This is a genomic window from Janthinobacterium sp. SUN206, from assembly GCF_030587305.1.
Lineage (GTDB): Bacteria > Pseudomonadota > Gammaproteobacteria > Burkholderiales > Burkholderiaceae_D > Janthinobacterium > Janthinobacterium kumbetense.
Genome location: NZ_JAPWIB010000005.1, coordinates 493,554 through 519,959, shown reverse-complemented (window position 1 = coordinate 519,959; position 26,406 = coordinate 493,554). Strand labels below are relative to the sequence as shown.

Annotated in this window: 20 protein-coding genes; 1 reads left to right on the top strand and 19 read right to left on the bottom strand. The window is 63.5% G+C overall.

Annotated features, from left to right (window positions below):
* Positions 1-16: 16 nt before the first annotated feature.
* From O3300_RS25635 to O3300_RS25610, 6 genes are all read right to left on the bottom strand, one after another.
* Entirely contained in the window at positions 17-1,279 is a 1,263-nt protein-coding gene (locus tag O3300_RS25635; protein WP_305054484.1) for a glycosyltransferase family 4 protein, read from the bottom strand.
* A complete protein-coding gene (locus O3300_RS25630; RefSeq protein WP_077400992.1) occupies positions 1,260-2,570 on the bottom strand; it encodes a nucleotide sugar dehydrogenase in 1,311 nt (436 codons plus the stop codon). Before O3300_RS25630 ends, O3300_RS25635 begins: the two co-directional genes overlap by 20 nt.
* Positions 2,567-4,582, bottom strand: coding sequence for an alginate lyase family protein (locus tag O3300_RS25625; RefSeq protein WP_305054483.1), 2,016 nt, complete (start codon positions 4,580-4,582; stop codon positions 2,567-2,569). The genes O3300_RS25630 and O3300_RS25625 overlap by 4 nt, the downstream gene beginning before the upstream one ends.
* A gap of 7 nt (positions 4,583-4,589) precedes the next feature.
* Positions 4,590-6,458, bottom strand: a complete 1,869-nt coding sequence (gene asnB / locus O3300_RS25620) for an asparagine synthase (glutamine-hydrolyzing) (protein WP_251350020.1) — start codon at positions 6,456-6,458, stop codon at positions 4,590-4,592.
* A gap of 26 nt (positions 6,459-6,484) precedes the next feature.
* Positions 6,485-7,495: a glycosyltransferase family 4 protein gene (locus O3300_RS25615; RefSeq protein WP_305054482.1), complete on the bottom strand. Its 1,011-nt coding sequence runs from the start codon at positions 7,493-7,495 to the stop codon at positions 6,485-6,487.
* 255 nt (positions 7,496-7,750) lie between these two features.
* Positions 7,751-8,962: a glycosyltransferase gene (locus O3300_RS25610; protein WP_305054481.1), complete on the bottom strand. Its 1,212-nt coding sequence runs from the start codon at positions 8,960-8,962 to the stop codon at positions 7,751-7,753.
* A 305-nt stretch (positions 8,963-9,267) separates the two neighbouring features.
* On the opposite strand from O3300_RS25610, the gene O3300_RS25605 reads away from it, so the two are divergent.
* A complete protein-coding gene (locus O3300_RS25605; RefSeq protein ID WP_305054480.1) occupies positions 9,268-10,254 on the top strand; it encodes a glycosyltransferase in 987 nt (328 codons plus the stop codon).
* A gap of 48 nt (positions 10,255-10,302) precedes the next feature.
* On the opposite strand, the gene O3300_RS25600 is transcribed toward O3300_RS25605, so the two are convergent.
* The 13 genes from O3300_RS25600 to O3300_RS25540 all read right to left on the bottom strand — a co-directional run bounded on the left by O3300_RS25600 (position 10,303) and on the right by O3300_RS25540 (position 26,263).
* Positions 10,303-12,534 (bottom strand): heparinase II/III family protein, encoded by a 2,232-nt coding sequence (locus O3300_RS25600; protein ID WP_305054479.1) that lies wholly within the window; start codon positions 12,532-12,534, stop codon positions 10,303-10,305.
* Positions 12,535-12,739: 205 nt separating this feature from the next.
* Positions 12,740-13,684 carry a glycosyltransferase family A protein gene (locus tag O3300_RS25595; RefSeq protein ID WP_305054478.1) on the bottom strand — a complete coding sequence of 315 codons (945 nt, stop codon included), beginning with the start codon at positions 13,682-13,684 and terminating at the stop codon, positions 12,740-12,742.
* Positions 13,684-15,102, bottom strand: coding sequence for an O-antigen ligase (locus tag O3300_RS25590; protein ID WP_099665077.1), 1,419 nt, complete (start codon positions 15,100-15,102; stop codon positions 13,684-13,686). Before O3300_RS25590 ends, O3300_RS25595 begins: the two co-directional genes overlap by 1 nt.
* A complete protein-coding gene (locus tag O3300_RS25585) occupies positions 15,095-16,633 on the bottom strand; it encodes a lipopolysaccharide biosynthesis protein (RefSeq protein WP_289900038.1) in 1,539 nt (512 codons plus the stop codon). The genes O3300_RS25590 and O3300_RS25585 overlap by 8 nt, the downstream gene beginning before the upstream one ends.
* Positions 16,634-16,697: 64 nt before the next feature.
* Positions 16,698-17,384 (bottom strand): exosortase-associated protein EpsI, B-type, encoded by a 687-nt coding sequence (gene epsI, locus O3300_RS25580; RefSeq protein WP_099665079.1) that lies wholly within the window; start codon positions 17,382-17,384, stop codon positions 16,698-16,700.
* A complete protein-coding gene (gene xrtB, locus O3300_RS25575) occupies positions 17,381-18,289 on the bottom strand; it encodes an exosortase B (protein ID WP_289900036.1) in 909 nt (302 codons plus the stop codon). The genes epsI and xrtB overlap by 4 nt, the downstream gene beginning before the upstream one ends.
* The gene (gene epsG, locus O3300_RS25570; protein WP_077409017.1) at positions 18,289-19,167 is read right to left on the bottom strand and encodes a chain length determinant protein tyrosine kinase EpsG; all 879 of its coding nucleotides are present in this window, start codon (positions 19,165-19,167) and stop codon (positions 18,289-18,291) included. The genes xrtB and epsG overlap by 1 nt, the downstream gene beginning before the upstream one ends.
* A gap of 13 nt (positions 19,168-19,180) precedes the next feature.
* A complete protein-coding gene (epsF, locus tag O3300_RS25565; RefSeq protein ID WP_077400960.1) occupies positions 19,181-20,578 on the bottom strand; it encodes a chain length determinant protein EpsF in 1,398 nt (465 codons plus the stop codon).
* 41 nt (positions 20,579-20,619) lie between these two features.
* Entirely contained in the window at positions 20,620-21,408 is a 789-nt protein-coding gene (gene epsE, locus O3300_RS25560) for a polysaccharide export protein EpsE (protein WP_077400957.1), read from the bottom strand.
* Positions 21,409-21,464: 56 nt separating this feature from the next.
* Positions 21,465-22,403 carry an EpsD family peptidyl-prolyl cis-trans isomerase gene (locus O3300_RS25555; protein WP_257218705.1) on the bottom strand — a complete coding sequence of 313 codons (939 nt, stop codon included), beginning with the start codon at positions 22,401-22,403 and terminating at the stop codon, positions 21,465-21,467.
* 527 nt (positions 22,404-22,930) lie between these two features.
* The gene (locus tag O3300_RS25550; protein ID WP_099665081.1) at positions 22,931-24,313 is read right to left on the bottom strand and encodes an undecaprenyl-phosphate glucose phosphotransferase; all 1,383 of its coding nucleotides are present in this window, start codon (positions 24,311-24,313) and stop codon (positions 22,931-22,933) included.
* Positions 24,314-24,321: 8 nt separating this feature from the next.
* Positions 24,322-25,560 carry an XrtB/PEP-CTERM-associated polysaccharide biosynthesis outer membrane protein EpsL gene (gene epsL / locus O3300_RS25545; RefSeq protein WP_099665082.1) on the bottom strand — a complete coding sequence of 413 codons (1,239 nt, stop codon included), beginning with the start codon at positions 25,558-25,560 and terminating at the stop codon, positions 24,322-24,324.
* Positions 25,561-25,600: 40 nt separating this feature from the next.
* Positions 25,601-26,263: a CAAX prenyl protease-related protein gene (locus tag O3300_RS25540; RefSeq protein WP_305054477.1), complete on the bottom strand. Its 663-nt coding sequence runs from the start codon at positions 26,261-26,263 to the stop codon at positions 25,601-25,603.
* Positions 26,264-26,406: the final 143 nt, after the last annotated feature.

Here is a 26,406-nt window from a genome sequence, read left to right as displayed (position 1 = left end):
GGCCAGGCGGCGCACTTCAGCGGCCATCCTTGCTCAAGGTCACGGGAGCGGCGGGCGCGGCGGCGGGAAACAGGCGCGCATACGCGGCCAGCAGCTTCGGCGCTTCATATTCCCACTCCAGTTCGTTGATCACGCGATGGCGGCCAAACGCCCCCATCTGCTCGCGGCGGGCCGGGTCGTCCAGCAAGTCGACGATCTTGCGCGCCATGTCGATGGGATCGTTCTTCAATGCATACAAGGATGCCTGCTGCGCGGAAACCTTGCCCTCGACCAGATCAAACTGCACGATCGGTTTGCCCAGCGCCATGTATTCCATGATCTTGTTCATGGTCGACTTGTCGTTCATGTCGTTGGCCACGTCCGGATTCACGCACACATCGGACGTATTGAGCATTTCCAGCAATTGCTGGTCCGGCACGCGCCCCGTAAACGTCACGTAGTCGGCAATGCCCAGGTCCTGCGCCATCTGCTTCATCTGTTCCAGCGAGGTGCCGCCGCCCACCAGGCCGAACTGCACATCGTCGCGCTTCAGGGTTTGCACGATGTATTGCGCCGCCTGCAGCAGCAAGTCGATGCCTTCCTGCGCACCCATCACGCCCACGTAGCCGACCAGGTAGGCGCGGCCCTTCTTGAGTTCCGGCACGGGCGGCAGCACGCGCAGGCGGTCCAGCTTGGGTCCGCTGCGCACCACGTACACATCCTCGGGCTTCATGCCGCCCCGCTCGATGGCGATCTTCTTGTACGACTCGTTGGTGGCGATCGACACGTCGGCGCTCCGGAACGACCAGCGCTCGAACAGCACCATCAGTTTATAAAAGAAATCGCGCCGGCCGAACTTGGCTTCGTACAGCTCCGGATTGATGTCATGGTGGTCGAACAGGAAACGCTTGCCCATCGTCAACTTGAAGAAGCCGCCGATGAGGAACAGCAGATCGGGCGGATTGCAGGCGTGGATGACGTCGAAGCCGCGCGCGAAATGCACTTTCCATGCCAGGCGGAAAGTGTGGAACAGCGCCAGCGAATACTCCACCAGGTAGCCCTTCGCCCCTTCCGCTTCCAGCGGCAGGTGGTAGCGGTAGATATGGATGCCGTCGATGGCTTCATAGCGCGACTCGTAGCCCTTGCCCGTCGGACAGATGATCGACACTTCATAACCGTTCGCATGCAGGGTGGTCGCTTCCTGCCACACGCGCCGGTCGAACGGCGACGGCAGGTTTTCCACCAGGATCAGCACCCGGCGCGGCTGTCCTGCCACGGTGTTACCAGCAGATGCCGTCATATTGCTCTCCACTTTGTTCTTTGCTGATGCGCACCAGGTCGACGATGTGCTGGTGCGGCTGCAGGCTGGCGGGCACGGTCTTGAATTCGGCCGCGCCATTGCCGATGACGATGGTGTCGGCAAAATCGAGCACGTCCTGCATGTTCGTCACCATCAGCTTGGAAATGTGCGGGATGTGATTGAGGATGTAATCCTGGTTGGCGCCCGTCAAGGCGGCCAGGTTGACGTTCTTGTCGTACAGTTTCAGCTCGTAGCCCTTGCCCAGCAGATACTCGATGACATCGACCAGCGGCGACTCGCGCAAGTCGTCCGTGCCGGCCTTGAACGAGAAGCCCAGGATGCCCACCTTGCGCGCACCTTTGTCGACGATCATCTTGATGCCTTTTTCCACTTGCCGCTGGTTCGACGGCAGGATAGAGTTCAGCAAGGGCAAATCGAGGTCCAGGCTGCGCGCCTTGTAGGTCAGCGCGCGCACGTCTTTCGGCAGGCACGAGCCGCCGAAGGCGAAGCCCGGCTTCATGTAGTACGGCGACAGGTTCAGCTTGGTGTCCTGGCAAAAGATTTCCATCACCTTGTGGCCATCGATGCCGACGGCCTTGCAGATGTTGCCGATTTCATTCGCGAACGCCACTTTCACGGCGTGCCAGGTGTTGTCCGTGTACTTGACCATCTCGGCCGTTTCCACATCCGTGCGCACCAGCGGCGCATCCATCTTTTCATACAGCTGCACCAGCAGCGCGCCCGCCTTTTCGTCGGATTCGCCGATCACCGTCTTCGGCGGATTGTAGTAATCATAGACGGCCGTGCCTTCGCGCAAGAATTCCGGGTTGTTGCACACGCCGAAATCGACGCCGGCCACCTTGCCCGACGCCGCTTCCAGGGTCGGGATGACGAGCGAACGCATGGAGCCGGGCAGCATGGTCGAGCGCGCCACGACGACGTGGAAGGTATCCTTTTCACGGATGGCGGCGCCGATTTCCTGGCACACCTTGCGCACGTGGCTCAGGTCCAGGTTGCCATTGAGCTGCGACGGCGTGCCCACGCAGATGAGCGACATGTCCGAACCGAAAACGGCGTCGCGCACGTCGAAGGTGGCGCGCAAATGGCCGCTCTTCACGGTCGCGGCGATCATTTCGCCGATGTCTTTTTCAATGATGGGCGTGGTGCCCTGATTGATCAGCTCCACCTTGGTCCTGTTCGGATCGACGCCGATGACTTCGTGTCCATCCGTTGCCAGGCAGCCAGCCGAGACGGCACCCACATAACCCAAACCAAATATGCTAATTTTCATGTTTTCCTCGTATTTTCTGACAGATCAGGGGTAGCCAAACTCAGGTGAAACTCCGTGCGCAAGGTGGCTGCGCCTTGCAGCCGCCCGCGCCAGACCAACACAGGCGCAGCCTGTTTTTCATCGAAGCGGTGCGAAATCCAGCCCAGCGGCGGATGGTCGCTGCCGCATACCAATTGCACGGAAGCATCCGGCAACGGCGGTAAATGCATCTCCAGCGCGAAAGCGTCGCCCGTCACGCGCAACACCTGGCCATCCAGTTGCACGCGGCAGCGGGGATCAAAGTGCCAGAACAACTCCACCTCATGCGCGTCCTGGCATTCGAGCACGTCATCGACCACGATCAGCGCGGCGCCGGGCGCGACGCGCACGTCGCGCCGGTGCAGCACGCCATCTTTCAAGCCCAGGTAGCCGTCATGGCTGGCGCTCCAGAATTGCCCATCGGCATCGTCACGCCACGCCAGGCACGCTGCCCTGGCCTTGCGCAGCCACAGGAAGTTGCCGCCCGACTCGGACTGGTCGCGGCCATCGATGCGCACGGTGTTGTGCGCGCTGGTGCCACGGAAATAATCGCGCCACTGCTTGTGCGTATGGTAGGCATAGGTGCCCGGATCGACCAGCACCATCTGGCCCGCCACGGACAAGGTCAGCGCCAGCGCATCGGCGTGGCCGTGCGCGGCGATGCCCAGGTAGCCCAGTGGGCCGGCATCGGCAATCAGGCGCACTTCGTCGGGCGTGCCAAAGCCGGCGCCCATCACGTAATAGCCGCCATCGGGGAAGGCGCGCGGCAAGGTATCGGGCTCAGCGTCCGGCAAGGCGTCAAACGCCTGGCTCCCCGCCTCGCCCAGCAGCCAGGCGCTTTTCTCGTCGAACGTGCGCGCCTTGGCCTTGAAGTCCGCGCGGCCGAACAGGGCCGCGCCGCTGGCCAGCAGCGACGTGTAGGGATTGGCGCCCGGCGCCTTGTCCCAGTGCGCCAGCAGCGCGTCGTCGGCGTCGCCGAGCATCGGCACCTCGCCCGCCACGTTCGTCATGGCGGCGATAAATTCCAGCATGGCTTCCAGGCGCCGCAAGAAGGCGGCCGAGCGGGGCCGGCCATTGGCGCGGCCCGCCAGCACGCACAGCAGCATTTCATCGGCCACCGTGTGCTGGTAATAAATGGCTTGCTCGCGGTTCACGCCATCGGGGCCATTCTGCTGCAGCGCCTGCGCTTCCAGCTCGCGTTCCGTCTGCGCCAGCCAGCCGGAACTTTCCGGCCAGCAAGGCCACGTGAGCGCGGCGATATGCAAGCCCGTCAATTCGCCAAACAGGTGGTTGTTGGCCGACGAGTGGCGCGAAAAGTGTCCCGCGATGAAGTGGCAATGCTGGTAGATGCTGTCGAGCCAGCGCTGCAGGAAGGCTTGCCCCTGCGTACCCTGGAACAAGGGACTGTTGATGCCACCGAGCAAGTGCCACGCATGCGACCAGCTGACCAGGCGCAAGGCCAGCTCCAGCGCGCTGCTCCAATTCGGCCCCAGCGGATACGGACATTGCTGCCACCACGATTCAAGCAGGACTTGCACACCTTGCGCATGGCGCAAGTCGCCGCCGAGGCGGTAGGCCATCGCCAGGTCGGCCACGGCCAGGTGGCGGTTCGGTTCCCACAGGCATTTGATATCGCCCACCACGGTTTCGTCGCGGTAATTGAGCGTCTTGCCAAACTCCAAGGGCACGACGGTGCCCGTCTTCGGATCGCGGTTCCATTGCGGCGGGAAACCCAGCTCCGTATCGCGCAGGGCGAACACATCGAAACGGCCCGCGAGGATGCGCTCGGCCGCCGCCAGGTGCGGGGCCGTGTCGATGGGCATGCCCAGCCAGGGCGCGCCGAAACGCTGGCGCACGGCGGGCGGCGGCACATGCGCCAGGCCGTAGCCGCGCGCCTGCAGCCGTTGCTGCAAGGCATCACGCACGCGATGCGCCACCTCGGGCGCCCCCATGGCGCGCAAGCGGTTCAGTTTCCAGGACAGGTTGCTCAGCATGGACGTCTCACAGATACTGGCGGTGCCAGATTTCCAGGGTGAGCAAGCTCCACAGCAGTTTCTCGTGGTTTTGCCGTCCGGCCACGTGCTCGGCCAGCACCTGCTGCAGGGCTTGTGTATGGTAATAGTGGCGCGTGCGCGACCCGGCGCCCGTCAAGTGTTCATACAGGTAATCCTTCATGGGGCCGCGGAACCATTCGTTGACGGGCACGCGGAAGCCCACTTTCGGCCGCTCCAGTATGGCTTGCGGCAACAGTTGCTTCATGGCTTCGCGCAAGATCCACTTGGTGGTGCGGCCGCGCACGCGGTACTCGTCCGGCAGGCTAGCCACATACGCCGCCAGTTCGTGGTCCATGAAGGGCATGCGCGCTTCCAGCGACGCGGCCATGGTCATGCGGTCGCCCCGCTCCAGCAGGTTGTCGGGCAGCCAGCTCAGCTGATCGAAGCACAGGATGCGGCGCAAGGCGCTGTTGCCGGCGCTGCCGCAGCCCAGCGAGGGATCGCGCTGGCGCGCCGGCGCCGGCATGGCCACCAGGCGCGCGCGTTCCTGATCGGACATCATGCCGAACCAGCGCGGCATGCGTTCGTGGAACGCTTCCAGGCCCAGGTTGACGATGGCCGTCTTGGCGCGGCGGAAACGGTACGGCAAGGCGCCGATGGCCGGCTCGATCAAGCCCCGGCGCAGCAGGCCCGGCAGCATCTGGTAATTGCCCGCATAGCGCTCGTACACGTGCTTGGGGTAACCGCCGAGGATTTCATCGGAGCCTTCGCCCGTCAAGACCATCTTGACCGTCTTGCGCGATTCCTTCGCCAGCAGGTAGATGGGAATGTCGGATGGCTCGGCCACGGGGGCGTCGCGGAAACGCACGAGGTCGGGCAGCAAGGCGATGACCTGGTCGACGGACACTTCCAGCTCATGGTGTTCCGTGGAAAATTGCCGGGCGATATCGGCAGCATACGCCAGCTCGCTGAAGCCGCCCTCCTTGAAACCGACGGAAAAAGTCTTCACGGGCACGCCCGCATGGCGCGACATCAGCGCCACGACGGCCGACGAATCGATGCCGCCGGACAGGAAGGCGCCGAAGGGCACGTCGGAAATCATGCGGATGCGCACCGATTCATCGAGCTTGTCGAGGAAGGTGGCGACGGGGTCCGCCGGTAGCGGGGCCGCCAGGCGGGGCCGGCTGTCGGGCGGCGTGTAATACACGCGCTCGCGCAGCACGCCGTTTTCCCACGTGGCCGTGGAACCGGGCGCCAGCTTGCGGATGCCCTGGAACAAGGTGGCCGGGCCCGGCACGTAGCGGTAGGCGAAATAATCCCAGATGGCGGCCTCGTCCGCTTGCGGCGCCACGTCCGGCAAGGCCAGTAGCGCCTTGATTTCCGAGCCGAACGCCAGTTTTCCCTCGTGCTGCCACAGGAACAGGGGTTTCTTGCCGAACGGGTCGCGCGCCATGAACAGGCGGTCGTTGCGCGCATCCCAGATGGCAAACGCAAACATGCCGCGGAAATGCTGCACGCACTCCTCGCCCCATTGCACGTAGGCATGCACGATGGTTTCCGTGTCGGATGCCGTGCGGAAATGGTGACCCAGCGCGATCAATTCGTCGCGCAGGGGCTGGAAATTGTAGATTTCGCCATTGAAGATGATTTGCACATCGCCCGTCTCATTGCCCAGCGGCTGGTGGCCCGTGGCGATGTCGATGATGGACAGGCGGCGGTGCAGCAAGCCCACCTGCCAGGCGCCGTCGGCCGTGGCCGCGTTGAGCACGCCCGTGTCATCGGGACCGCGGTGCGCGATGGCGCGCCCCATGGCGTCGAGCGCCGCGGGCAAGCCGGCGACGGACGAGGGGAAGATCAAACCGGCAATACCGCACATATAGGCTCGCTTAAAAAAGGGTTCGGCTAGACTGCCGGCGGCGCCAGCAAGGCGCGGTAGACGCGGCGAAAATCCTGCGCCAGGCGCTCGACCGTATAGGCGCTTTCGATGCGCTCGCGGCACGCTTGTCCCATGCGCCGCAACAGGGCGCGGTCGCCGTCGAGGCGCGCGATGGCGTCCGCCAGCGCCTGGGGATTGCGCCGCGGCAAGAACACGCCATGCACGCCATCCTGCATCACGTCGGCTATCGCGCCCACGGGGCACACCAGGACGGGCGTGCGCGCGGCCATGCTTTCCAGCAACGCATACGGCAAGCCTTCCTGGTGCAAGGTGGGAAAACCGAACAGGTCGGCCTGGCGCCACACGGCTTCCTTTTCCGCGCCAAAGACGGGGCCGAGAAAGCGCACCGCCTCTTGCAAGCCGAGTCCGGCGACGCGCTCGCGCAGCGCCGCTTCCTGGGGGCCGCTGCCGGCCAGCGCCAGCGTGGCTTGCACGCCTGCGGCGCGCGCCAGGCGCAGCCCTTCGAGCAAGTCGAACAGGCCCTTGCTTTCCGCCAGGCGCCCAACGTACACGAGTGACAGCGGACGCTGCGGCACGAGCGGCCTGTCGCCAGGGTCGCTGCCCGCATCGATGGCGTTGGGTATCACGTCGAGCGCCAGCGCGGGATCGAAATCGCGATAGCCCTGCAGTTCGCATTGCGCCAGCAACACCACCACATCGGCCGCGCGCAACACGCGCCGCAGCAAACCCGTCAGCAATGGCTTGCCGTTGAAAAACACCTGCGGCAAGGCGCCACCATGCACCTGGTACACGACGCGCTTGCCCATGGCCTTGGCCAGCAGCAGATACACGATGTCGCGCCAATAGCTGCGCCACTCCATGGACGTGTTGATATGCACGATCTGCGGACGCTGCCTGCGCATGGCCTGCACGAACTGCACGGGGCTCCAGGCAAAACGCAGCAGCTTGTGCAGGCGCGACTCGTTGCGGCCCTCGCTGCCGACCTGGAAGTGCACGAGCTTGTAGTCTTGCGACAAAGAACTATGAAATAGTTGATTCAAATGGGTGGTTACCCCGCTCACCGCATTAAGTGCAGGTCCTAGCAGCATTATCGTAGTCATATTGGTATTATATGTTGTACTTTTGTAATTTAGACGCGAAGACAAATATATTTGCTGCATTGCGCTAACATCTACAACAATTTTCTTCCAGGGAACACCACTCATGGTGCATTCTGAGCGCCGTTTACGTGTTCGGCAACAATTTCTTGCCTGCGCTTCCAGCCATGGGCATCAACGGCGCGCGCCGGCCAGATCCAGGTAGCGCTGCGCCAGTGCCTGCGCCAGCACGCGGTAGCTGCGCTGCGCCTCGATATAGGCGACGCCGGCCTGGGCGCGGGCGCGCGCTGCGGGCACATCGGACAAGATGGCCGCCATCGCCGCGGCCATGGCGGCCGGTTCGCTGGCCGTCAGCCAGCCTGCGCCGCTGGCCGTCAGCACTTCGGCCTGGTCCGGACTGTCATTGCCCACGGCCGGCATGCGCAAGGCCAGGTATTCGAGCAGCTTGGTGGGCGAACTGACGTCGAACAGGGCGCCACGGGGAATATACGACAGCGCGGCGTCGGCCCCGGCCAGCAGGGGCCAGGCCTGGTCCGAGGGCAGCCAGCCCGTCACGCGCACGGCCCCGGCCAGGCCGGCACGCTGCGCATAGGCAAGCAAGTCATCGACGTCGGATGGCGTATCGGAAGCGCCGATCAGCAACAAACAGGCCGCGGGGATGCGCTGGCGCACGATCAGTAAGGCGTCCAGCAAGCGTTCCAGCTGGCGCGACTGGTCGAGCGTGCCCAGGTAAGCCAGCAAGGGCACCTCCTCCCAGCCCTCCGGCCGGACGGGCGCGATGGCTTGCGCCTGCAACACTTCCATGTCGACCCCCATGGGCACGGCAGTGAGGCGCTGCGCCGCGATGCCGCGCGCCTGCATCATGCGCAGCATCGCGTCGCTTTGCACGAACACATGATTGGCGCGCGGCAACACAATGCGGTACAACAACCATTGTTCGAGCAAGCCCTTGCACAGCACCAGGCGCGCGCGCAAGGTGGGGCGCTGCGCCAGGCTGCTGCGCGCCCGTTCGATGCGTCCCTCGCTGATCAGGTATGACACCCAGTAATAGAACGGTATGCCCTTCAGGCGCGCCACCAGCAAGGCGAGCAGGCCCGTGGGCACCATGTCGCGCACCTGGATCGCATCGCAACCGGCGCGGCGGGCGCCCGCCAGGGCGCGCAGGCAAAGCCACTGGAAAGCCAGTTCGCGCAACAGGCGGCTGCCCAGGAAACGCCCGTGGCGTACCGAACGGAAACCCTGCGCCTGCGGCGGCTGTTGCGACGGCATGCCGACGATATCGCATTCGACGCCGTGGCGCGGCAGGTATTTGCCGAACAGCACCGCGACATCGGGACGAAACGTGGGCAGGCTTTCCGGCACCAGTTGCAAAATCTTCAGGGACATAGGCGGTTCGACGACAAAAAAAGGTTGAGGCAGATACAATACGCCATGCGCCGAAGCATATCATGCCCTTACGAAATAATTAATTATATTGCATTAGTAGCATCAAACCAAGCTTGCGCCATTGATGAGCGGCAAGCTGGCCGCAGCGTGACAGGTCTCACACTGAAACAATGCATAAACGTCCATTTTAATGCTATTGTAACAATGCAGTCGATTGCCAATCATTAATTGTGTGACAACGAGCGCCGGAACGGCCCTGGCTGTTGTTTTAATGTGATAATGTTCATTTTTAATAAGGCGCAACAATGATCCACGTGCTGCTGTCGGAAGCGGGAACCTACCACGACATCGTCGAGCATCTAGCGGCGGGCGGCGCGCGCGTGACGCATATCGGGCCGGACGCGCAGGCGCACATGCGCAGCAAACTGTCCATCCTGGCCGCCATGCTGTCGCCGTCGCTGTTGCGCACGCGCAAATTATGGCGCCAGCAAGACCGCCTGCTGGTCGTCGGCTGGCAGGCGCTGCCCGTGCTGGCGCTGATACGCCTGGGCCTGCTACCGCGCCCGCAACGGCTGCTGGTGATGGCTTGTTTCATCCATGGCACGCGGGCCCGCAACGTGATCAACCGGGCCTGGCGCCTGCTCAATTTCCCCGGACTGGAATTCATTACTTTTTCCAGCGGCGAAACGCGCAACCTGACCGACAACGTCGGCATCGCACCCTCCGCCGTGCATTTCCACCTGTGGCGCCAGCATCTCGACGGTGCCACCACGGCGTCCCAGCGGCAAGATGACGGCAGCATCTTCTCCGGCGGCTTTTCCAACCGCGATTACGACCTGCTGCTGGAGGCGGCGCACGGGCTGGAAGCGCACCTGGTGATCGTGGCGTCGGCGCAAAACCAGATCCCCGCGCAAGACCCGGCGCAGACCACGGTCCATCTCGACTTGCCGGAAGCGCAGTTTGAAAAGCTGCTGGCAAGCAGCCGGGTGGTCGCCATGCCGCTGAAAAGCCAGGGCGAAGCCTGTGGCCAGAGCGTGCTGCTGCGGGTATTGCGCAATGGAAAACCGCTGATCGCCACACGCCACGAAGCCATCGAAGCGTACCTGGGACGCGATTACGCCGGCTTCGTTGCCGCCGGCGACAGCGGCGCCATGCGCGAAGGCTTGCGCCGCGCCCTGTCCGACGAGGCATTCCGCGCAGGCTTGGCCGCGCAGGTGTCGCGCGCCTGCGCCCAAATGGAACAGCGCGGCGGACCGGGCCAGGAAATCGAACAATTTCTGCTCGCCAATTAAAAAATCCACTGCCGCAACGACGACAGTGGATTTTCCTTGAACCGGCGGTCAGTTAGGCAATGTCACCACTTGCTTGCCGACCGTCAGCGTGCGGGCCGTGCCGCTTTTGCCCAGCTTGATCAGCGGCTTCTTGCAGCCGACATCGAGCACCGTGAGGAATTCGCCGCTCAGCGCCGCGGCCGACTTGATGAACACCCCATGCTCTTCATAGGTACCGGGCTGCGGCGGAGGTCCCGTGCGCTTTTCGAAACGCGCGCCGGTGCTGACCGGCACCACGCACACCTTGCGGCCCTGATTCGTCACCGAGATGGCGCCGCCGGCGTCGACCACGATAGGCGCATACGTATGGAAGTTCCACTCGAACACGCGCGGCGTGGCCGAGGTCACCTGGTCCTGCACCACCACGGCATCCGTGGTGCGCAGGAACCACAGCTTGCGCAGCGCCGACGTCAGCTGGCCGCCGTAGGCCAGCGTGGCGTCGCCCGCCACATAGTCGACGGTGGCCTTGGGAGCAAAGGCGGTGATGCGGCCGTTGCGCGCCATGGTCGTCTCATAGCCGTCGACCAGCTGGCCCTGGCCATTGTCGAACGTCAAGGCATTGTGCGCCTTGGTCTGGCGGTACCAGGAACTCCACAGCGGCGAATCGTACCAGTCGTACCAGCCGCTTTCCGTCAGCAGGGGCACGCCCGCGCTGGCCAGCACAAAGCCGTTCTGGTCGCCGTGGCTGTGATTGAACGAACCGTAGGGACTCGATTTGAAATACACCGAGGTGCGTTGCAGATTGCCGATGTCGCTGTGCATGGCTGCCCAGCCGATGCTGGGGTAATACGCCGAGTTGCCTGGCGGCGCGGGCGTGGCCACCGTCGCCACCGGCAACGGGTATGGCGCCTGCAAGGTGGCCAGCGAATCGTCGGTGCGGATCAGGTTCTTGTAATACCACGCCGCGGCAGGCGTGGCGAAATGCGCGGCGAAACCCTTCATCATGCGGATTTCAGGCAGCGTCTCGTGCCCGTCGCCAAACACGTGGGTCTGCGAACCGGGCGGCACGAAATGCATCAGGTAATCGAGGAAGCCGCTGGCCCAAGGCTTGGTGAACAGGTCGACCTTGGTCGCGTAGGCAAGCGCCGGCCAGATCTGCAGCGCATAGTCGGCTTCATACTCGGCATACGCCGTGCCGTTGGCAAAACCGCCCTCCGGACCGCTCCACACGCTGTAGGAACTGACAAAGGCGCGGAACGAGAAATCGAACCAGTCCTTCGCCTCCGGGATATCGCCCAGGGACAGCGTTGAAATCAGCGTCAGGAAACCGATATTGCTGGCGGCGTGGGAATCGTAGGGATACTGGTCCAGGCGCCCCGTCTGCGCAGCCAGGTCGAGGTACATCGCATTGGTGCGAACGCGTACCATTTCCAGCCACGCGGCGCGGCGCGGCGCATCGAGGGCGCTGCCCAGGTTGTCGACCGCCTTGATCAGGCTTTGCGCAATGGCGCGGTTGCCCTGGTCATGGTTGACAAAACTGGTACCGCCGTTCGGGCTGAGCGCGGCTTCCTGGTCGCCGCGCGCGATCGCCTCCACCAGATACTGGTTCTCGCCCGTCACGCGATACAGCAGCGAGGCCGCTTCGAGCTGGCGTGCGCTCTGATTCGTGCGCGAAATGACGCGCGCATTCTGCGCCTCGTTGGCGGCCGTGCGCACCTTGCCTGGAGACAATGGCCACTCGGCGTCGGAGACGGGCGCGATCGCCGTCATATTACGTATCACCTCGGTGCTCAGCCAGGTCAGCACCTGGCTGCGGTCGGCGCGCTTGGCCGCGCTCCAGCTCGCAAAAAAGGTCGCGTTATCCTCCAGGCCGCGCGGGCGCGGGCGCAAGACGATGGCGGCGCGCAAGGTGCTGCTTTCCGGCACTTCGAACACTTTCGACGTGGCGTCGATCACAAAGGTTCGCGGGCTCGACCATTCATTGCTCGTGCTGGGACGCACGCGCCAGCTATAGGTGCCTGCCGCAAATTTCTTGGATGGCAGATACCAGTTGCGCGCCGACGTGAAGGTGCTGACCACGGCGCCCGCCAATTTGACTTCAATGACATACGACGCCGGCGACAGCGGATGGCGCGACCAAGTAAAACTGGGGGGATTTTGCGGCTGGATCTGGCGGTTGTCCGGCAAGGTGCGGACGGCCAATGGGTCGGTCGCCAGGGCCCAGTCGGCCTGGGCCTGGCCGCAGGCTGAACAGACGAGCAGCAGCGCCACTTTGACCAGCGTATATTTAGCGAATTTCATAGATTACCTTCTTAACATCAACTATCGAGCAAGATACCGCCGCTGCGTGGGGCATATCATACGCCTCCTGTCGAGGCTGCTTGCGAGACACAGGACGGCCCGCCGTACAAAATCGGGCAAAAGGCGAAGACACTGCTGAAGGCACTGCGAATACCTGTAAGCATATACCTAAAGTATTCTTCCGAACATTAATATTAGTTGCAGCTCAGCTATTAATGTGCGTTTCGCGCCACATTTGCCATTTGACGGCGAGCCGGGTCGGCAGCAAACAAGACAAGGCCAGGGCCACCCACCAGTGGCGCGACATGCCGCCGCCGGCGGCGCGGCGCAACCCGGCCAGCGCCTCGCCGCGGCGGCCCCGCGCCAGGACCGCGCGCGCCACGCTGACGCGCGCATCGGACACCAGCCGCAAGGCGGAACGCCGTGCCGGATTGGCCGCCGGCCAGGCCAGGGCGCGCCGTTCCAGCCGTTCGAACGTGGGCGCCAGCACATCGGCCGACTCGATCGCGCACAGGCTGCCGGCCACCTCGACACGATAGGCCACCAGCTGTGCCGGCGTAAACACCAGGGTCAGGCGCTCGGCCAGCCGGAACCACAGATCCTGGTCTTCGCCAGCCGACTCGCCTTCCGGGAAGCATGGTTGCAAGGGCAACAAATCGCTGCGCCGGATGGCCACCGAATTCGTGCAGAAAAATGGTCCGCCACGGCGGCGCCGCTCGAAAAAGTCGTCGAGCAGGCGCGTCTCGCGCACGGCCCCGCCCTGGTAGCTGAGCGCCGCGGCGCGGCTGTCCGGTATGCGTTCGAAGCCGCAGGCGAAAAACGAGCCGGACGGATGGGCGCGCGCCATGCCCACCATGGTTTCCAGATACACGGGACCATACCAGTCGTCCGCATCGAGAAAGCAGATCAAGTCGCCGCGCGCTTCGAGGATGCCGCGGTTGCGCGCGCGCGAGACGCCGCCATTGGCCTGGCTGACGAGGCGCACGCGCGCATCGGCGCAGGCCCGCACGCGCTGCGCGCCATCATCGCTGGAACCGTCATCGACCACCACCACTTCCCAGTCGGCATGGGTTTGCGCCAGCACCGAGGCCAGCGCCGCTTCGATATACGGCCCCTTGTTATACAGGGGCACGATGACCGAGCACAGCATCAAGCCATCCCCGGCACGCGCACCTTGCGCGCCCTGACGGCCTGCTTGTCGGCCACCGGGAAATACGCCGTCACGATAATGAGCAACAGCAAATGCGTCATCGCCTCGGCGGCAAAGCCCGTCAGCGACAGCGGCACTTCGCTGATCGAGCGGATGGCGATGAGAACGAACAAGGCCATCGACAGGCCCTGGCTGGCCCGCGCCGTGCGCGCGCACGCATACAGCAGCGCCATGGCATACAGCACCAGGCCGATGGCGCCGATGGTGCCGGCGCTGGCCAGGCTCTGGTAAAACTGGCTGTGCGCATGGGTGGCGTATGGCATGCCGATGCTGATGCGGAATGCGTCATCCCACAGCGGCAAGCCGTAGCCGAACACGGGATTCTTGTGCCATTCCTGCAGCGCCACCTGCCAGATCACGTCGCGGCCCGTCAAGCTGATCAAGTCGGAGCCTTCGCTGCTGGTGGCAAAGTGCGCCAGCTTGGCATCGATATTGCCAAACATCACATACAACATGCCAAGCGTACACAGCAGGATGAAGCAGAAGATGCCGACGATCGACAATTGCGGGCGGCGGTAATCGAACAGCCGCTCCTTGATCTGTTCGCGGAAACCGAAATAGGCGACGCAGGCAAAGCACAGGAAGCAGGCGATCCAGCTGGTTTTCGATTGCGCCAGCAGCAGGCTGCCCAGGCCCAGGCCCCAGGCGAACAGGTTCAGCGGGCGCCAGCCATAGGGCTTGCGCCACAGGCACAGCAGGAACACCACCACCATCGGTCCCAGGCTGTTGGCGTGATTGGCCAGGCCCGTATAGCGGATGCTGAGGAAGGGAATCAGACCGTGGTAATTCCGGTTGACGACCATGTTCGGCTTCCAGGCAAACACGGCTGCGCTGAGCACCAGGAACAGCAAGGTGGCGTTGCGCATCGAGATGACGCTCAGGTCGACCTCCTTGTGCGTCATCAGCAAGGCCGCATAGCCGGCCAGGAACATGTACAGGTATTCATGCGATACATTGGTATGGCGCCCCAGCACGGCCGGACTGACGATATTGCTGAGGAAATACACGAACAGCGCCCAGAACAGCAGCATCGGTATCGGCTGCAGCTTGTCGCGCGTAGTCAGGCGGTGCAGAATGCGCTCGCCGCAGGCAAAGATCACGAACAGGGACGTGAGCCGGCCAAACCAGGAGCTGGCCGGGTGCCGCGCCAGCGCCTGCATGCCCATCTGGAGTTCATCGCCCGAGACATCGCGGTTCGACAGGATGGCCGCCACGGCGATCGACAGGAAGACCGGATAGAACACGTACGGCACCAGTCCCGTCTCGCGCTTGCTGCCCCAATGGATGCTCAAGGCGATCACGAACACCACCACCAGCGCGGCGACCACGGCAAACAGGCCAAACAGTATTTCACTCATGTAGTTCTCGCGTATCCAGTAAGTTGTCGCGCGCGCCACAGCGGGCGCGCAAATAGGAGACCACCCTGGCCGGCAGCGGCGGGCTGAAGCGGGCAAGCATGCCCACCGCGCGCGTGCCCAGCAGTTCAGGCCAGGCCAGCACGGCCAGCAGCAGGGTCAGGCCGCCGAACAGCGCGCCGCCCAGGAATGCCGGCAGCGGATGGCTGCCGCCCAGGCCGCCCAGCATGGCGCCGCCCCAGCTGCCGGCGGCGGCCAGCAAGCCCATGGCCAGGCCGCGCGCGGCCAGCGGCGCCAGATCGCCCGGCCCCACCTGCAGGCGCAGGCACGCCACCGTGCCCACCACCAGCGCCCGCGCCAGCAAGGTGCCGGCGGCGATCATGGCGACCACCGCCCCGCCCTGCCCCGCCCACAGCACCAGCGCCGCGCCGGCCAGCACGATCAGCGGCAGCTGCAGCAGGCTTTCCAGATGCTTGCCGCCCGTATTCCATAAGATCGGCGTCGACATGCCCCACGTGATGTACGCGGGCATGGCCAGCGCCAGGATGCTCAGCACGATGCCCGACTCTTGCCACACCTTGCCGTACAACACGCCGATCAAGTCCGGCGCCGTCATCGCCAGCAGCACGAACAGGGGCAGGATGATGATCCAGATGGTCGCCAGCACCGACAGATACGTGTCGCGCAGGCGCGGCAAGTCGTCCTGCAGCTTGGCGCCCGTGGCCAGGAAGGCCGGCTGCAAGGCGCTCAGGAACAGCGAGTTGGGCGTATTGGCCAGGTTGTAGCCGACCGCATACACGCCCACCGCGTGGGCATTCAGGAAGCGGCCCAGGAACACGCGGTCCATATTGTTCAGGCACCAGTTGCACAGATTCGTCACGAACACCGTCACGCCCACATTCGTCGAGCGCCGCGCGCCCTCGTACCACAGCAGCGGCTTGAGCGAGAAACGCGTGCGCGCATACGTCAGCACCAGCGCCGTGGAAGCCTGTCCCAGCCAGGCGCACACGAGGGTCCACACGCCGGCGCCCGCATACGCGAGCGGCAAGCCCACCAGCAGGTAGCCGACGATGTAGCTGATCACCTGGATGATGTTGAGCCAGCGGAAATCGAGGGCGCGCCGCAGCAGGCTGCTGCCCGGCGCCGTCAGCGCATTCAGCAGGCAAGTCAGGCTCATCCAGGCGATCACGGGCGCGATGCGCGGTTCCTTGAAGTACGCGGCGATCCACGGCGCCATGAAAAACAGCAAGCTCATGGCCGCCAGGCCCGTCAGCGCCTGCCACGTCACCGTGAAGCGCACGTCTTCCTCGCTGAGCGTGCGGTTTTGCACCAGCCCCCAGGAAAAACCGAAATCGGCCAGAAAGTTGCTAAATGTCAGCACAATCAGTCCCATCGCAAACAAGCCGTAGTTTTCCGGCCCCAGCAGGCGCGCCAGCACCACTTGCGTGACCAGCTGCAGGCCAAACATGAGGACCGTGCCCATCGCCGCCCACTTGACGGCGCTGACGCTTTTCTTGTTGATGTCGCTGCTCATGATTCTCGCTGTCCGCCACGCCGTGCCGCGCCCGCCGGCGCTTTGTCATCGTTCAAGCCATGCCTCATCCGGGCGGCGCGCCGATCAGGCGGCTGCGCTGCGCCGCCGGCATGCTGGCCAGCAAGCCGGTGACGAAATCGGCCTGCAAGCGGTAGGCGCGCGGCAAATCCGTATCGATGCTCGACACGCGGAACAGCATGGCGTCGGCCACGGTGCCCGTCAGGCCATAGCGCAATTGCTCCAGGCGCTGCTGCATGCCCACCTTGCTGATCTTGTCGCCGATGGTGATCCAGTACGTGATGGGCTCGCTGCGGTTGCCATTCACGGCCAGCAAGCGCTTCACGGGCAGGCTGCCGTAGGCCGAGGCCAGCTCGCCGTATTCGTCGCGCTCGACCTGGAAACCCTGCGCCGCGTAGCACACTTCCGGCTTGTGCACGCCCATGTTGTCGCTCTGGTCGCCGCCGTACGCGATCGACAGCATCACCCGTTCGCCGTGCCCATTGATGTAGGTGCGCGACAAGGTCTGGTTGTAGATCTTGTTCAGGCGCTCCTGGGTTTCCGGATCCACCTGCAGCGGCACGATGGAACTGTCGACGCGCCAGTCGCCGAACGCTTGCGGTATCGCCGCTTCCAGCGAAAAACTCGGGCGCTGGTCGGCCATCTTCACGCCCGGCGCCACGCCGTGGCTGAGGACGGCTGCGCCCAGCAGCAAGGCGCCCAGCAGCATATTCATGCGCAATGCAGCGTTCATGTCGACGCTCCCACGGTTGGTGCGCGGCCCGCCTGGCGCTTGCGCACGATCCACTGCAGCAAGCTGTCGACACTGAGGATCAGCAGCAGCGCGGAAATGAACAGCACCATGCCGGCGAAGCCATGCAGGAAGCCCTGCCCGGCCGCGTCGCCGAAGTAATACGTGATCAGGGTCAGCACCATCACGCGGATGACATTGGCAGTAAAGGAAATCGGCACGATCAACAGGGCCAGCACGATGTTGCGGAACGGCGAGGTATGCCGCACCAGGTTCAGGTAGAACAAGCCCAGCGCTTCAAGCGTCAGCAGGGTCTGCAAGCCGGCGCAGGCGTCGGCCACCAGCAGCTGGTACTGGCCGATCTGCAGGATCACGCCATTGCGGGCGATCGGATAGCCGGCCAGGAAAAGCAGGTGTTCGGTCACATACGAAACCGCCATTTTCATCGGCATGGTCAGGGTCGTCACCAGCGGCAGCGGCAGCGGCACCATGAACAGCATGAAAAAGAAGGGAAACCACAGAATGCGCGCGGCAATCCAGCCGCGCTTGAGCAGCAGCAGGGCCAGGCCGGTGCCGATCAGGGCGAGGATTTCCAGCGACAGGATATGCTGCGAACGGCCCAGCACATACAGCAGCAGCGAAACGGCCAGCAGCGGCCAGCCGGCGCGGGCCGGACGGGCGCCGGCGCTCTGCGCCAGCATCTCGGGCCATTTGCGGTAGATCAACCACAGCGACAGGGCCAGGATGATGGGGCCGTGCGCCTGCTCTTCGGTGGACCAGATGCCGCGGAACAGGCCGACCAGGCTGGGCGCGAGCATGGCCAGGAAACCCAGCGCCAGCGGCAGCCAGTCCGGCACGGCGGAGCGGCCGGCCTGCGCCGGCGGCATGGCGTGGCCTGGCGCAGCCATCAAAAGTCGACCATCACGGAACCGACCACCTGGGCGCCGCTATGCGTCATTTGCTCGGCCATGGCCGCCACTTCCGCCATCGGCGTCTTGTTCTTGCGCGCCACCAACAGCACGCCGCCCGCACGCGCCGCCACGGCCAGCGCATCGGAACCGGTGGCATACGCCGGCACGTCGTACAGCACCACGTCGTAGCGGCTTTCCAGCTGCTTGTTGAGCGTGACGAAGGAGGTACGGCTGAGCAGTTCCTGCGGATTCGGCGGCAAGGTGCCGGCGGACAGCACCGACAGCGCGACAAACGATTCCACCTTGGCGATGATATCGAGTTCGGCGCGGCCGGCCAGCACGTCGGACAGGCCCTGGCGTGTCTTCAGGTCGAAGATTTCCTGCTGGCGCGGCGCGCGCAGGTTGGCGTCGACCAGCAAGGTGTGCTCGCCCAGCTGGGAAAACACCACGGCCAGGTTGGCCGCGAACAGGCTGGCGCCGTCGCCCGGCTCCATGCCCAGCACCACCAGCGATTTGCTGCCGCGGGCGAACCAGCGCAGCATCAGCTGGCTGCGCACGGCGCGCAGGGTTTCCACCTGGTGGCTGAAAGGCTGGTAGGCGGCCACCAGTTCCTGCGGATACTTGCCGGCGCCCGGCTGCAGGTACGGATAGTCGAACTGGCGCGCCAGCACTTGCTCGATATCGGCTTCCGTGATCAGGCCCAGGCGCAGGGCCGCTTCGCCGAAGCGGATGCCCAGTTCCTTTTGCATGCGCAGCACGCGTTCGGCGTTTTCCGGCGTGATCTTGCCCGATTCGAGCAACAGGCCGCCAATGCTGGAATCGGTGCCGCGCGCCAGCGGCGCAGTGGTATTGAGGAGGTGTGGACTTGAAGTCATGATAGGTTCCATCTCAGTTCAGGCGCAAACGGCGCGGCAGCATGCCGCGCATGCGACGCTGTTTAGGTTTCCAGTCGACCACGCCGAACACGGGAATCTGCAGCACTTCGCTCAGGTCCTGGTCGGAACGGATACGGCGGTCCAGCAATTCGGCCAGCAGCGCGATGCCGCAGCCCAGCATGAGGCCGAGGAAGATCGACAGCAGCACGTTGCGGAGAATCTTCGGGCTGTCCGGCTCGATCGGCGCCGTGGCCGGATTGAGCATGGCGATATCGGACTGCTCCGCCTGGCCTTCGATGCGCGTCTGCGACAGGCGCTGCGAGGTCACGTCGAAGGCGCGCTGGGCGCTTTCCACATCCTTGCTCAGCACGCCCATTTCATCGCGCGTCCGGTTCAATTCCAGCACCTTGGCTTTTTGCGCCGCCAGTGCGGCGCGGATCGCGCCTTCGCGCTGCTGCAGGATCTGCGCATTGTTGCCCACGCTTTGCGAGGTGGCGCGCGTCTGCTCGGCCAGGTCGCGGCGCAGCTTGTCCACTTCCGCCTTGGCGCTCTGGTATTGCGGGTGATTGCGGTCCAGGCGCTGGCCCAGTTCGGCCAGCTTGCCCTCGGCATTGCCCAGGCCCAGCTTCAGGCTCTGGATCAGCGGATTCGACGCGACGTCCGGCGATTCGGACAGGTTGCCGCCCTGCGCCATGCGCTGGCGCGAATTGGCTTCCATGGCCTGGCCCTGCGCCAGCACCAGTTGCGCCGACAGGTCGTTCAAGCGGTTCGATTCCACATCGAGGCGGTTGTCGACGCTGACGATGCCATTGTCCTGCTGGTATTTCGACAGGCGGCTTTGCGCGCGCTCGACGTTGTCACGCAGCAATTTGGTCTGGTCATCGAAGTACGTCGTCGCCTTGCGCATCGGGTCGACCTTCAGCTGGATGCTGACCTTTTGATACTGTTCCGCAAAGGCGTTCGACACGGCCGCGACGAATTGCGGGTCGGCGCCCTTGAAGCTGACATCGACCACGCTGCTTTCGCGCGACGGCATCACTTCGAGTTTCTTCAGCAGCAAGTCGGCCAGCCAGTCGCGCACCGTGCCCTTGCCTTGCGCCGCGTCATTGAACTGGGCGATCACGGCGGGGCTGCGCGCCAGTTCCAGCTGGTCGACGACGCGCAAGGCCACGTTCTTGCTGCCGATAATATCGACCTGGGTCGCCATGTAGCCAGGCAGCAACTGCCCCGGCATGGTCATGCCAGTCAAGGGATCGACGCCCTTGTAGTTCAGCAGCAGGGTGCTGGTGGCCTTGTAGGTCTTCGGCAGCACCAGGCTGACGCCCAGCGCCAGCGCCACGGTGATCATCAAGGTCAGCAGCACAATCTTCTTGCGCGCCCGAAGGATCAGCAATAGTTGGGTGAGGTTCATTTGGAAACTTTCAATACAAAAAGGTAGGGAGCCAGTTGCTCTTAGAACAGGCTTTCCTGGACATACACGACATCGTCGACGCGCAGCAGGTCGTCATGCTTGACCGACAATACTTCCATCTGGCCTTCCGCATTGCGGCGCTTGACGCGCACGCCCCGTTCGGTGCCGCGCAAGGTCAGGCCACCGCCCACGGACAGGGCTTGCAGCACAGTCATGTTGCGTTCCAGGCGGAAGGCGCCCGGACGCTGGACTTCGCCATAGATGTAGAACCGCGGCGCGCGTTCCACGTAGATGATGTCGTTGCCGCCCACTTCCATGTCGCCCTTCAGGTCGCCGTTGCGCACGATGTCGAGAATGTCGGCCACGTCGCGCGTGGCAGTGCCGCCGCGCTTGCGGATCACGGTGATCTGGTCGGCGCCGTCAGGACTGACGCCGCCGGCCATGGCCAGCATGTCCATCACGCTGCGCTTGCCTTCCACCGGGTAGCGGCCCGGACGGTTGACCTGGCCCAGCACGGACGCCTGCTGGCTTTGCAGGCTGGTGACGATGATGTTGACTTGCGCCTTGCGCAGGAAGCCGCCGCTCTCGAGCAAGCCGCCCAGTTTCTTTTCCGCTGCCGACGTCGACAGGCCGCCGACGGCCACCGCGCCCACCAGCGGGAAGGTGATTTCCCCCGCTTCGCTCACGCGCGTCTCCAGGCCCAGGTCCGGGTTGCCGTAGACGGAGATTTTCAGCACGTCACCAGCCCCAAGGGGGACATCGGCTGCACCGGCCATGCCTGCGGCGAGGGCCAGAAAGGCCGCCATCATCCAGTTTGCGAGTCGTTTCATGATTACAGATTCCCGTTGGTAGATTGCTGATGTTTAACTACTTGTCGATAAGTCACTTATTTCAAGCCCGCCACGCCGCGCTCGTTGGCTTCATGCGCGCTGTTCGCCGGCGCCGCTGCCGCAGGTGCGCTGGCCGTAGCCGAGGCCGCAGCCGCCGCATCCTTGTTGAAATACTCGATCTTGGCGCTGGCGCGCAGACGCTTCAGCTCCGCTTCGGCCGCATCCTTGTTCTTCTTGTTGGCCAGGAACTGCTCGATTTGCGGCGCCGCCGCGTCCAGGCCCACCGGGCTGTCCTTGATATCGGCCAGGGCGATGAGCAGGCTGCGCTCGCCTTCGCGCACGATGAACAGCTGGCCCTTCGGCATCGATTGCAGTTTGCTGCTCAGTTCGGGCGCCAGGTCGGCGCTGGTGCGCGACACCTGGGTGCGGCCGAACGCGATCTTGTGCTCCTCCAGCCATTGCGCCACGTCTTCCAGCGACTTGGCGCGGTCCATGACGGCTTTGAGCTCATCGTTCAGCGCCGCCGTCGGGATGACCAGCTCGCGCAGATCGAATTGCTTGCGCTGGCTGAAGAACAGCGGGTTTTTCGCGAAGTACTCTTCCACTTCGGCCTTGCTCGGGCGGGTGGCCGCGCCGATGCGCTTTTGCATGTATGCCTGGGCAACGATCAGCGCCTTGGCGCGCTCGATGGCCTGCATGACTTTCGGATCGCGGTCGACCTTTTCCTTGGCCGCTTCGTTCTGCAGCAACTGGCGGTCGATCAGCGACTCGAGCAACTGCTTGCTGGCCGCGGCCTGCTGCGGCGCCTGCACGCCGGCGCGCTGCAACTCTTCATTCAACTGCAAGACGGTGATTTCTTCGCCGTTCACGCTGGCCAGCGCCTGGCCAGCCTTTTTTTCCTTGTTGCCGCAAGCGGACAGGCCAGCAGCGGCCAGCAGGACCAGGGCGGCGCACAACAAACGTGGCGCGGGGCGGGAGTGAATAAAATGATTCAAGCGTGCTCCTTCGGATGACAGGTATGACGGGGGTGGAAAATCCGGCGCAGTATAACGGGCCATGGCCAGGCTGCACTGCACGGATGCCCCGAAAAATAGTTATTCGTCAAATAATTAACAATATTGTAAACATAATACACATAATGCATGACGACAAGCAAAATATTTGCTTAAAAATCTACTAATGAGATATAAAAACAACTATTTCCACAGTCTACTTGATTGCAAAAAATTATGTATTGCGTGGTTCAGACCGACTTTAAAATCGATAGTTGGCGCGTGCCGTCCCGGACGGCCTCCCGTCAGGGTGACGCACGTCCGGCAGGGGCAAGGCCGGATACTGCTCACATCGTGAACCCTTTCCAAGAGGAAAGTAATGGCGCATGGCCGGCACGACTCGTGGCAAGGTGAGCGCGGAGTGGTCGCGTAATGCGCTGGTGCTCTATAGATGCTCCATTTTAACGCGTATTGACTCCGTGCAAAGTATATTCAAACGCTATTTTTTCCTGCGGGCAGCATACTGACGCTCAATGGGCGTTCTCGCGCGCCAGCACCACTTTGACCGTGCGCGCGATAATCCACAGATCCAGCCACAGCGACCAGTTGCGCAGGTAATCGAGGTCGAAATGGATGCGCGCCTCCATCTTGTCGAGCGTTTCCGTCTCGCCCCGCAAACCGTTGACCTGGGCCCAGCCAGTAATGCCGGGCTTGACCTTGTGGCGCAGCATGTAGCCCTTGATCAGCTTGCGGTACTGCTCGTTGTGCACGACGGCATGGGGGCGCGGTCCGACGATGCTCATGCGGCCCTGCAGGACGTTGAGGAATTGCGGCAGCTCGTCGAGCGAGCTGCGGCGCAGGAAAGCGCCGACGCGCGTCACGCGCTGGTCGTTCTTGGTGGCCTGCACCACCGTGTCGCCATCCTCGCCCACCGTCATGGAGCGGAACTTGTAGACGACGATTTCCTCGCCATACAGGCCATAGCGGCGCTGGCGGAAAATCACGGGGCCTTTCGAAGTGGTCTTGACGGCGATGGCGATGACCAGCATCACCGGCAGCAGCAGGATCTGGATCATCAGCCCCAGCACGATATCGCTGCCCCGCTTGACCATGCTGTTAAAGCCCGTGAACGGCGATTCGCGGATGGCGATGACGGGCATGCCGCCCACGTTGTCGAAACGCGCCTGCATCAGGTCGAAGATATAAATATCCGGCAGGAAATACACGGAAGCCGTCGTATCTTCGAGCTCGTCGAGCATCTTGCGGATGCGCGGCTGGGCCGAAATCGGCTGGCTGATGAAGATCATCTTGATGTTGTGTTCGCGCACATAGGAGGCGATATCATCCATGCGCCCCAGCATGGGCTCGCGCATCTTTTCCGGCCAGCGGTCGTCCGTGCGGTCATCGAAAAAGCCGTGCACGTGCATGAACAGGTTGGCATTGCGCTCGACGGTGGCGGCAAACTTCAGGCTGGCGTCGTTGGCGCCGATGATGACCACCGAGCGCACTTCGCTGTCGCCGTCCGGGCGCAGGCTGAACCTGCGCCCGGCCAGGTGCCCGGCCAGCAGCACGAAGGGCGTGAGGACAAACCAGGCCAGCACCACTTCGGTATCGAAATGATAGGCCAGGCCCGTGGCCGAGCCCAGGAAGGTGAGGATCAGCGCGACGATGGTCCAGCCGACGAGGATATCGCGCGCATACGCCAGCATGCGGCCGCTGCGCCAGGTACGGTAGGGGTCGACATGCTGGTAGACCGTCGATGAAATGAAGACGGCCAGTATCATCAGCACCAGCGTATAGCCGGTGAAGGTCGAACCCGACAACACCGTCATCAGGTACAGCAAGCCCATGATGATGATCGGGTCGAGGACGCGCTGGAAAAACGAAATCAGGGGTATATCATTGACAGTCATGTTGATCTTTAAAACTGTACGCTGCCATTGAAGGAAATGCCCTTGGCCCGGTAGCTGCCGCTATCGATGATGGCGACGCCTTCGCGCCGCTCGTGGAACACGCGCACGCCAAGCTGGATTTTCCGGTGCGGTGCATACGTCGCGCCCAGCGAGGCCGTGCGCGTGGTGTCGCGCCCGTCGCCGGGCAGCACCAGGCCGCTGACGGCCTCGAAATCGCGCCGTTCCTGGCGCAGCTGCGCATCCACGCGCACCTTCGACGTGGCCGTCCAGGTCGCGCCCAGGCTGGCGCCCGTGTTCAGGCTGCTCGTCACCAGCGAATTGTCGACGGAACCGAATTCGCGCCAGACGATGCCCGTGAAATTGACCTTGCCCAACGGCTTCCAGTACACGCTCAGCCGGCCATTCGTGCCGCTGGTATCGCGCCCGGACAGCAAGTTGTTGCGGTGGCGCACCCAGCCACCGAGGAATTCCATCTGCGTGATATCGCTGAAATCCCAGAGGACATTGGCCTTGATCTCGTCCTGGCTATAGCCGTTGCCGTACACACTGGCGTCGAACGCGCCGCGGTTCGGATACTTGCCATTCAGGTGGCGCAGCTGCACGCCGACGCGGCTGTTGCTGCGCGCCAGGTAGTCGACGCCAAATTCCGTCGCGTCTTCCACCCAGTTGGAAAACGCCTGCGACGGCAGGTCATACGAGTAGCGGTCGCGCGACAGGCCGCCGCGCACGCGCCAGCTGGGGTGGAAGCGCCACGCGCCATTCACGTACTCGCGGCGCTGCGTGCGCAGATTGCGCACCGAGCTCTGGAAGTCGCTGAACGGCGTCAGGGTCTGCGAATAACTGGCGCCCACATGGCCTTCCAGGTGGTTGGCGATGTGCCATTCCAGGTCGGCCAGGTAATCCTTGCCATCGTAGTCGAACTGGCTGAAGCGGTTGAAGCTCACCTTCGACCACTTGGCCTGGCCCGTCAGTATCTGGCGGCCGATGGGACGGTTGAACAGGAAGCCCGCCTGCAGCATCCTCGACGTATCCGAACGGGGGCCGGAAAAACCCCGCACATCGTCCGGCAGGCGCATCAGGTTGTCGTCGTACGAATAGGACGTGGCAACGAAAGGCTTGATGGTGTCGCTGATATCGGCCACGGCGGCGCCGCTGGCCAGGGTGCCCAAGAGTAACAGCGCAACCGGCAAACGTGGGCTGGCCATGAAGGCGGCGGCAACGGCTTTTTTACGCAAGGAATTCAACATGGATTTTGTCTTTGAAAGATCACACAGTTGATAGGCAATACTACCAGTAAATCCAGTGCCCACCAGAAATAATCCAGAGGCCCAGCACACCGTTCGTCACGCCGTGCGCGAGGATGGGCGACCACAGGGACTGGCTACGCATGTACAACAAACTATAGACCGCACCGGCCACCATGCCGGCCAGCCATAAATTATGCTCAAAGCCAAACAGCAACACGCTGATGGCGAAGGCCTTGGCGCTGGCCAGGCGCGGATCGGCCCGCAAAAAATCCGGCTTGTCGATCCAGCGCAGCAGGAAGGAGCGCCAGAACAGCTCTTCCATCAAGGGCACCACCAGCGCCGCGCCGGCGATGCGCAGCAGCACCAGGCTCCACTCGATGCGGCCATCGGTGCGGGGGTCGAAACCGTCCGGCTTGCCGATGCTCATCCAGCTGGCGTCGAGATTGATCCACAGCAAAAAAACAACAACACCGCCTGCCAGCGCCCCGAGAATGGCACGCGCGCCCAACGGCGTCCACCGTAATTCCGTGTAACTGCGGCGCCAGTACAACAACAAGCCCAGCACGACGCCGATCTTGACGACATACAGCCAGCGCAAGTCCTGCGCGGCAACGCCCAGGCGGCCGAGCATGTCGGCAATGGCAATGAAGGAGAGATAGGCCAGGAATGGCGCTACCCGGGGCAAGGCGGCGCGGTCAAACATGCTGCCACGCATCGGAGGAGGAGCTGCGCGCCGGACGCGGTGGTCCGGAGCGCATGTTTTTCATGACAAACATGCATCCCCCGATGTAATAAATATAATTATATAATTATATCAAGCAGAACCGTTGCCGTGGCAAATAATCC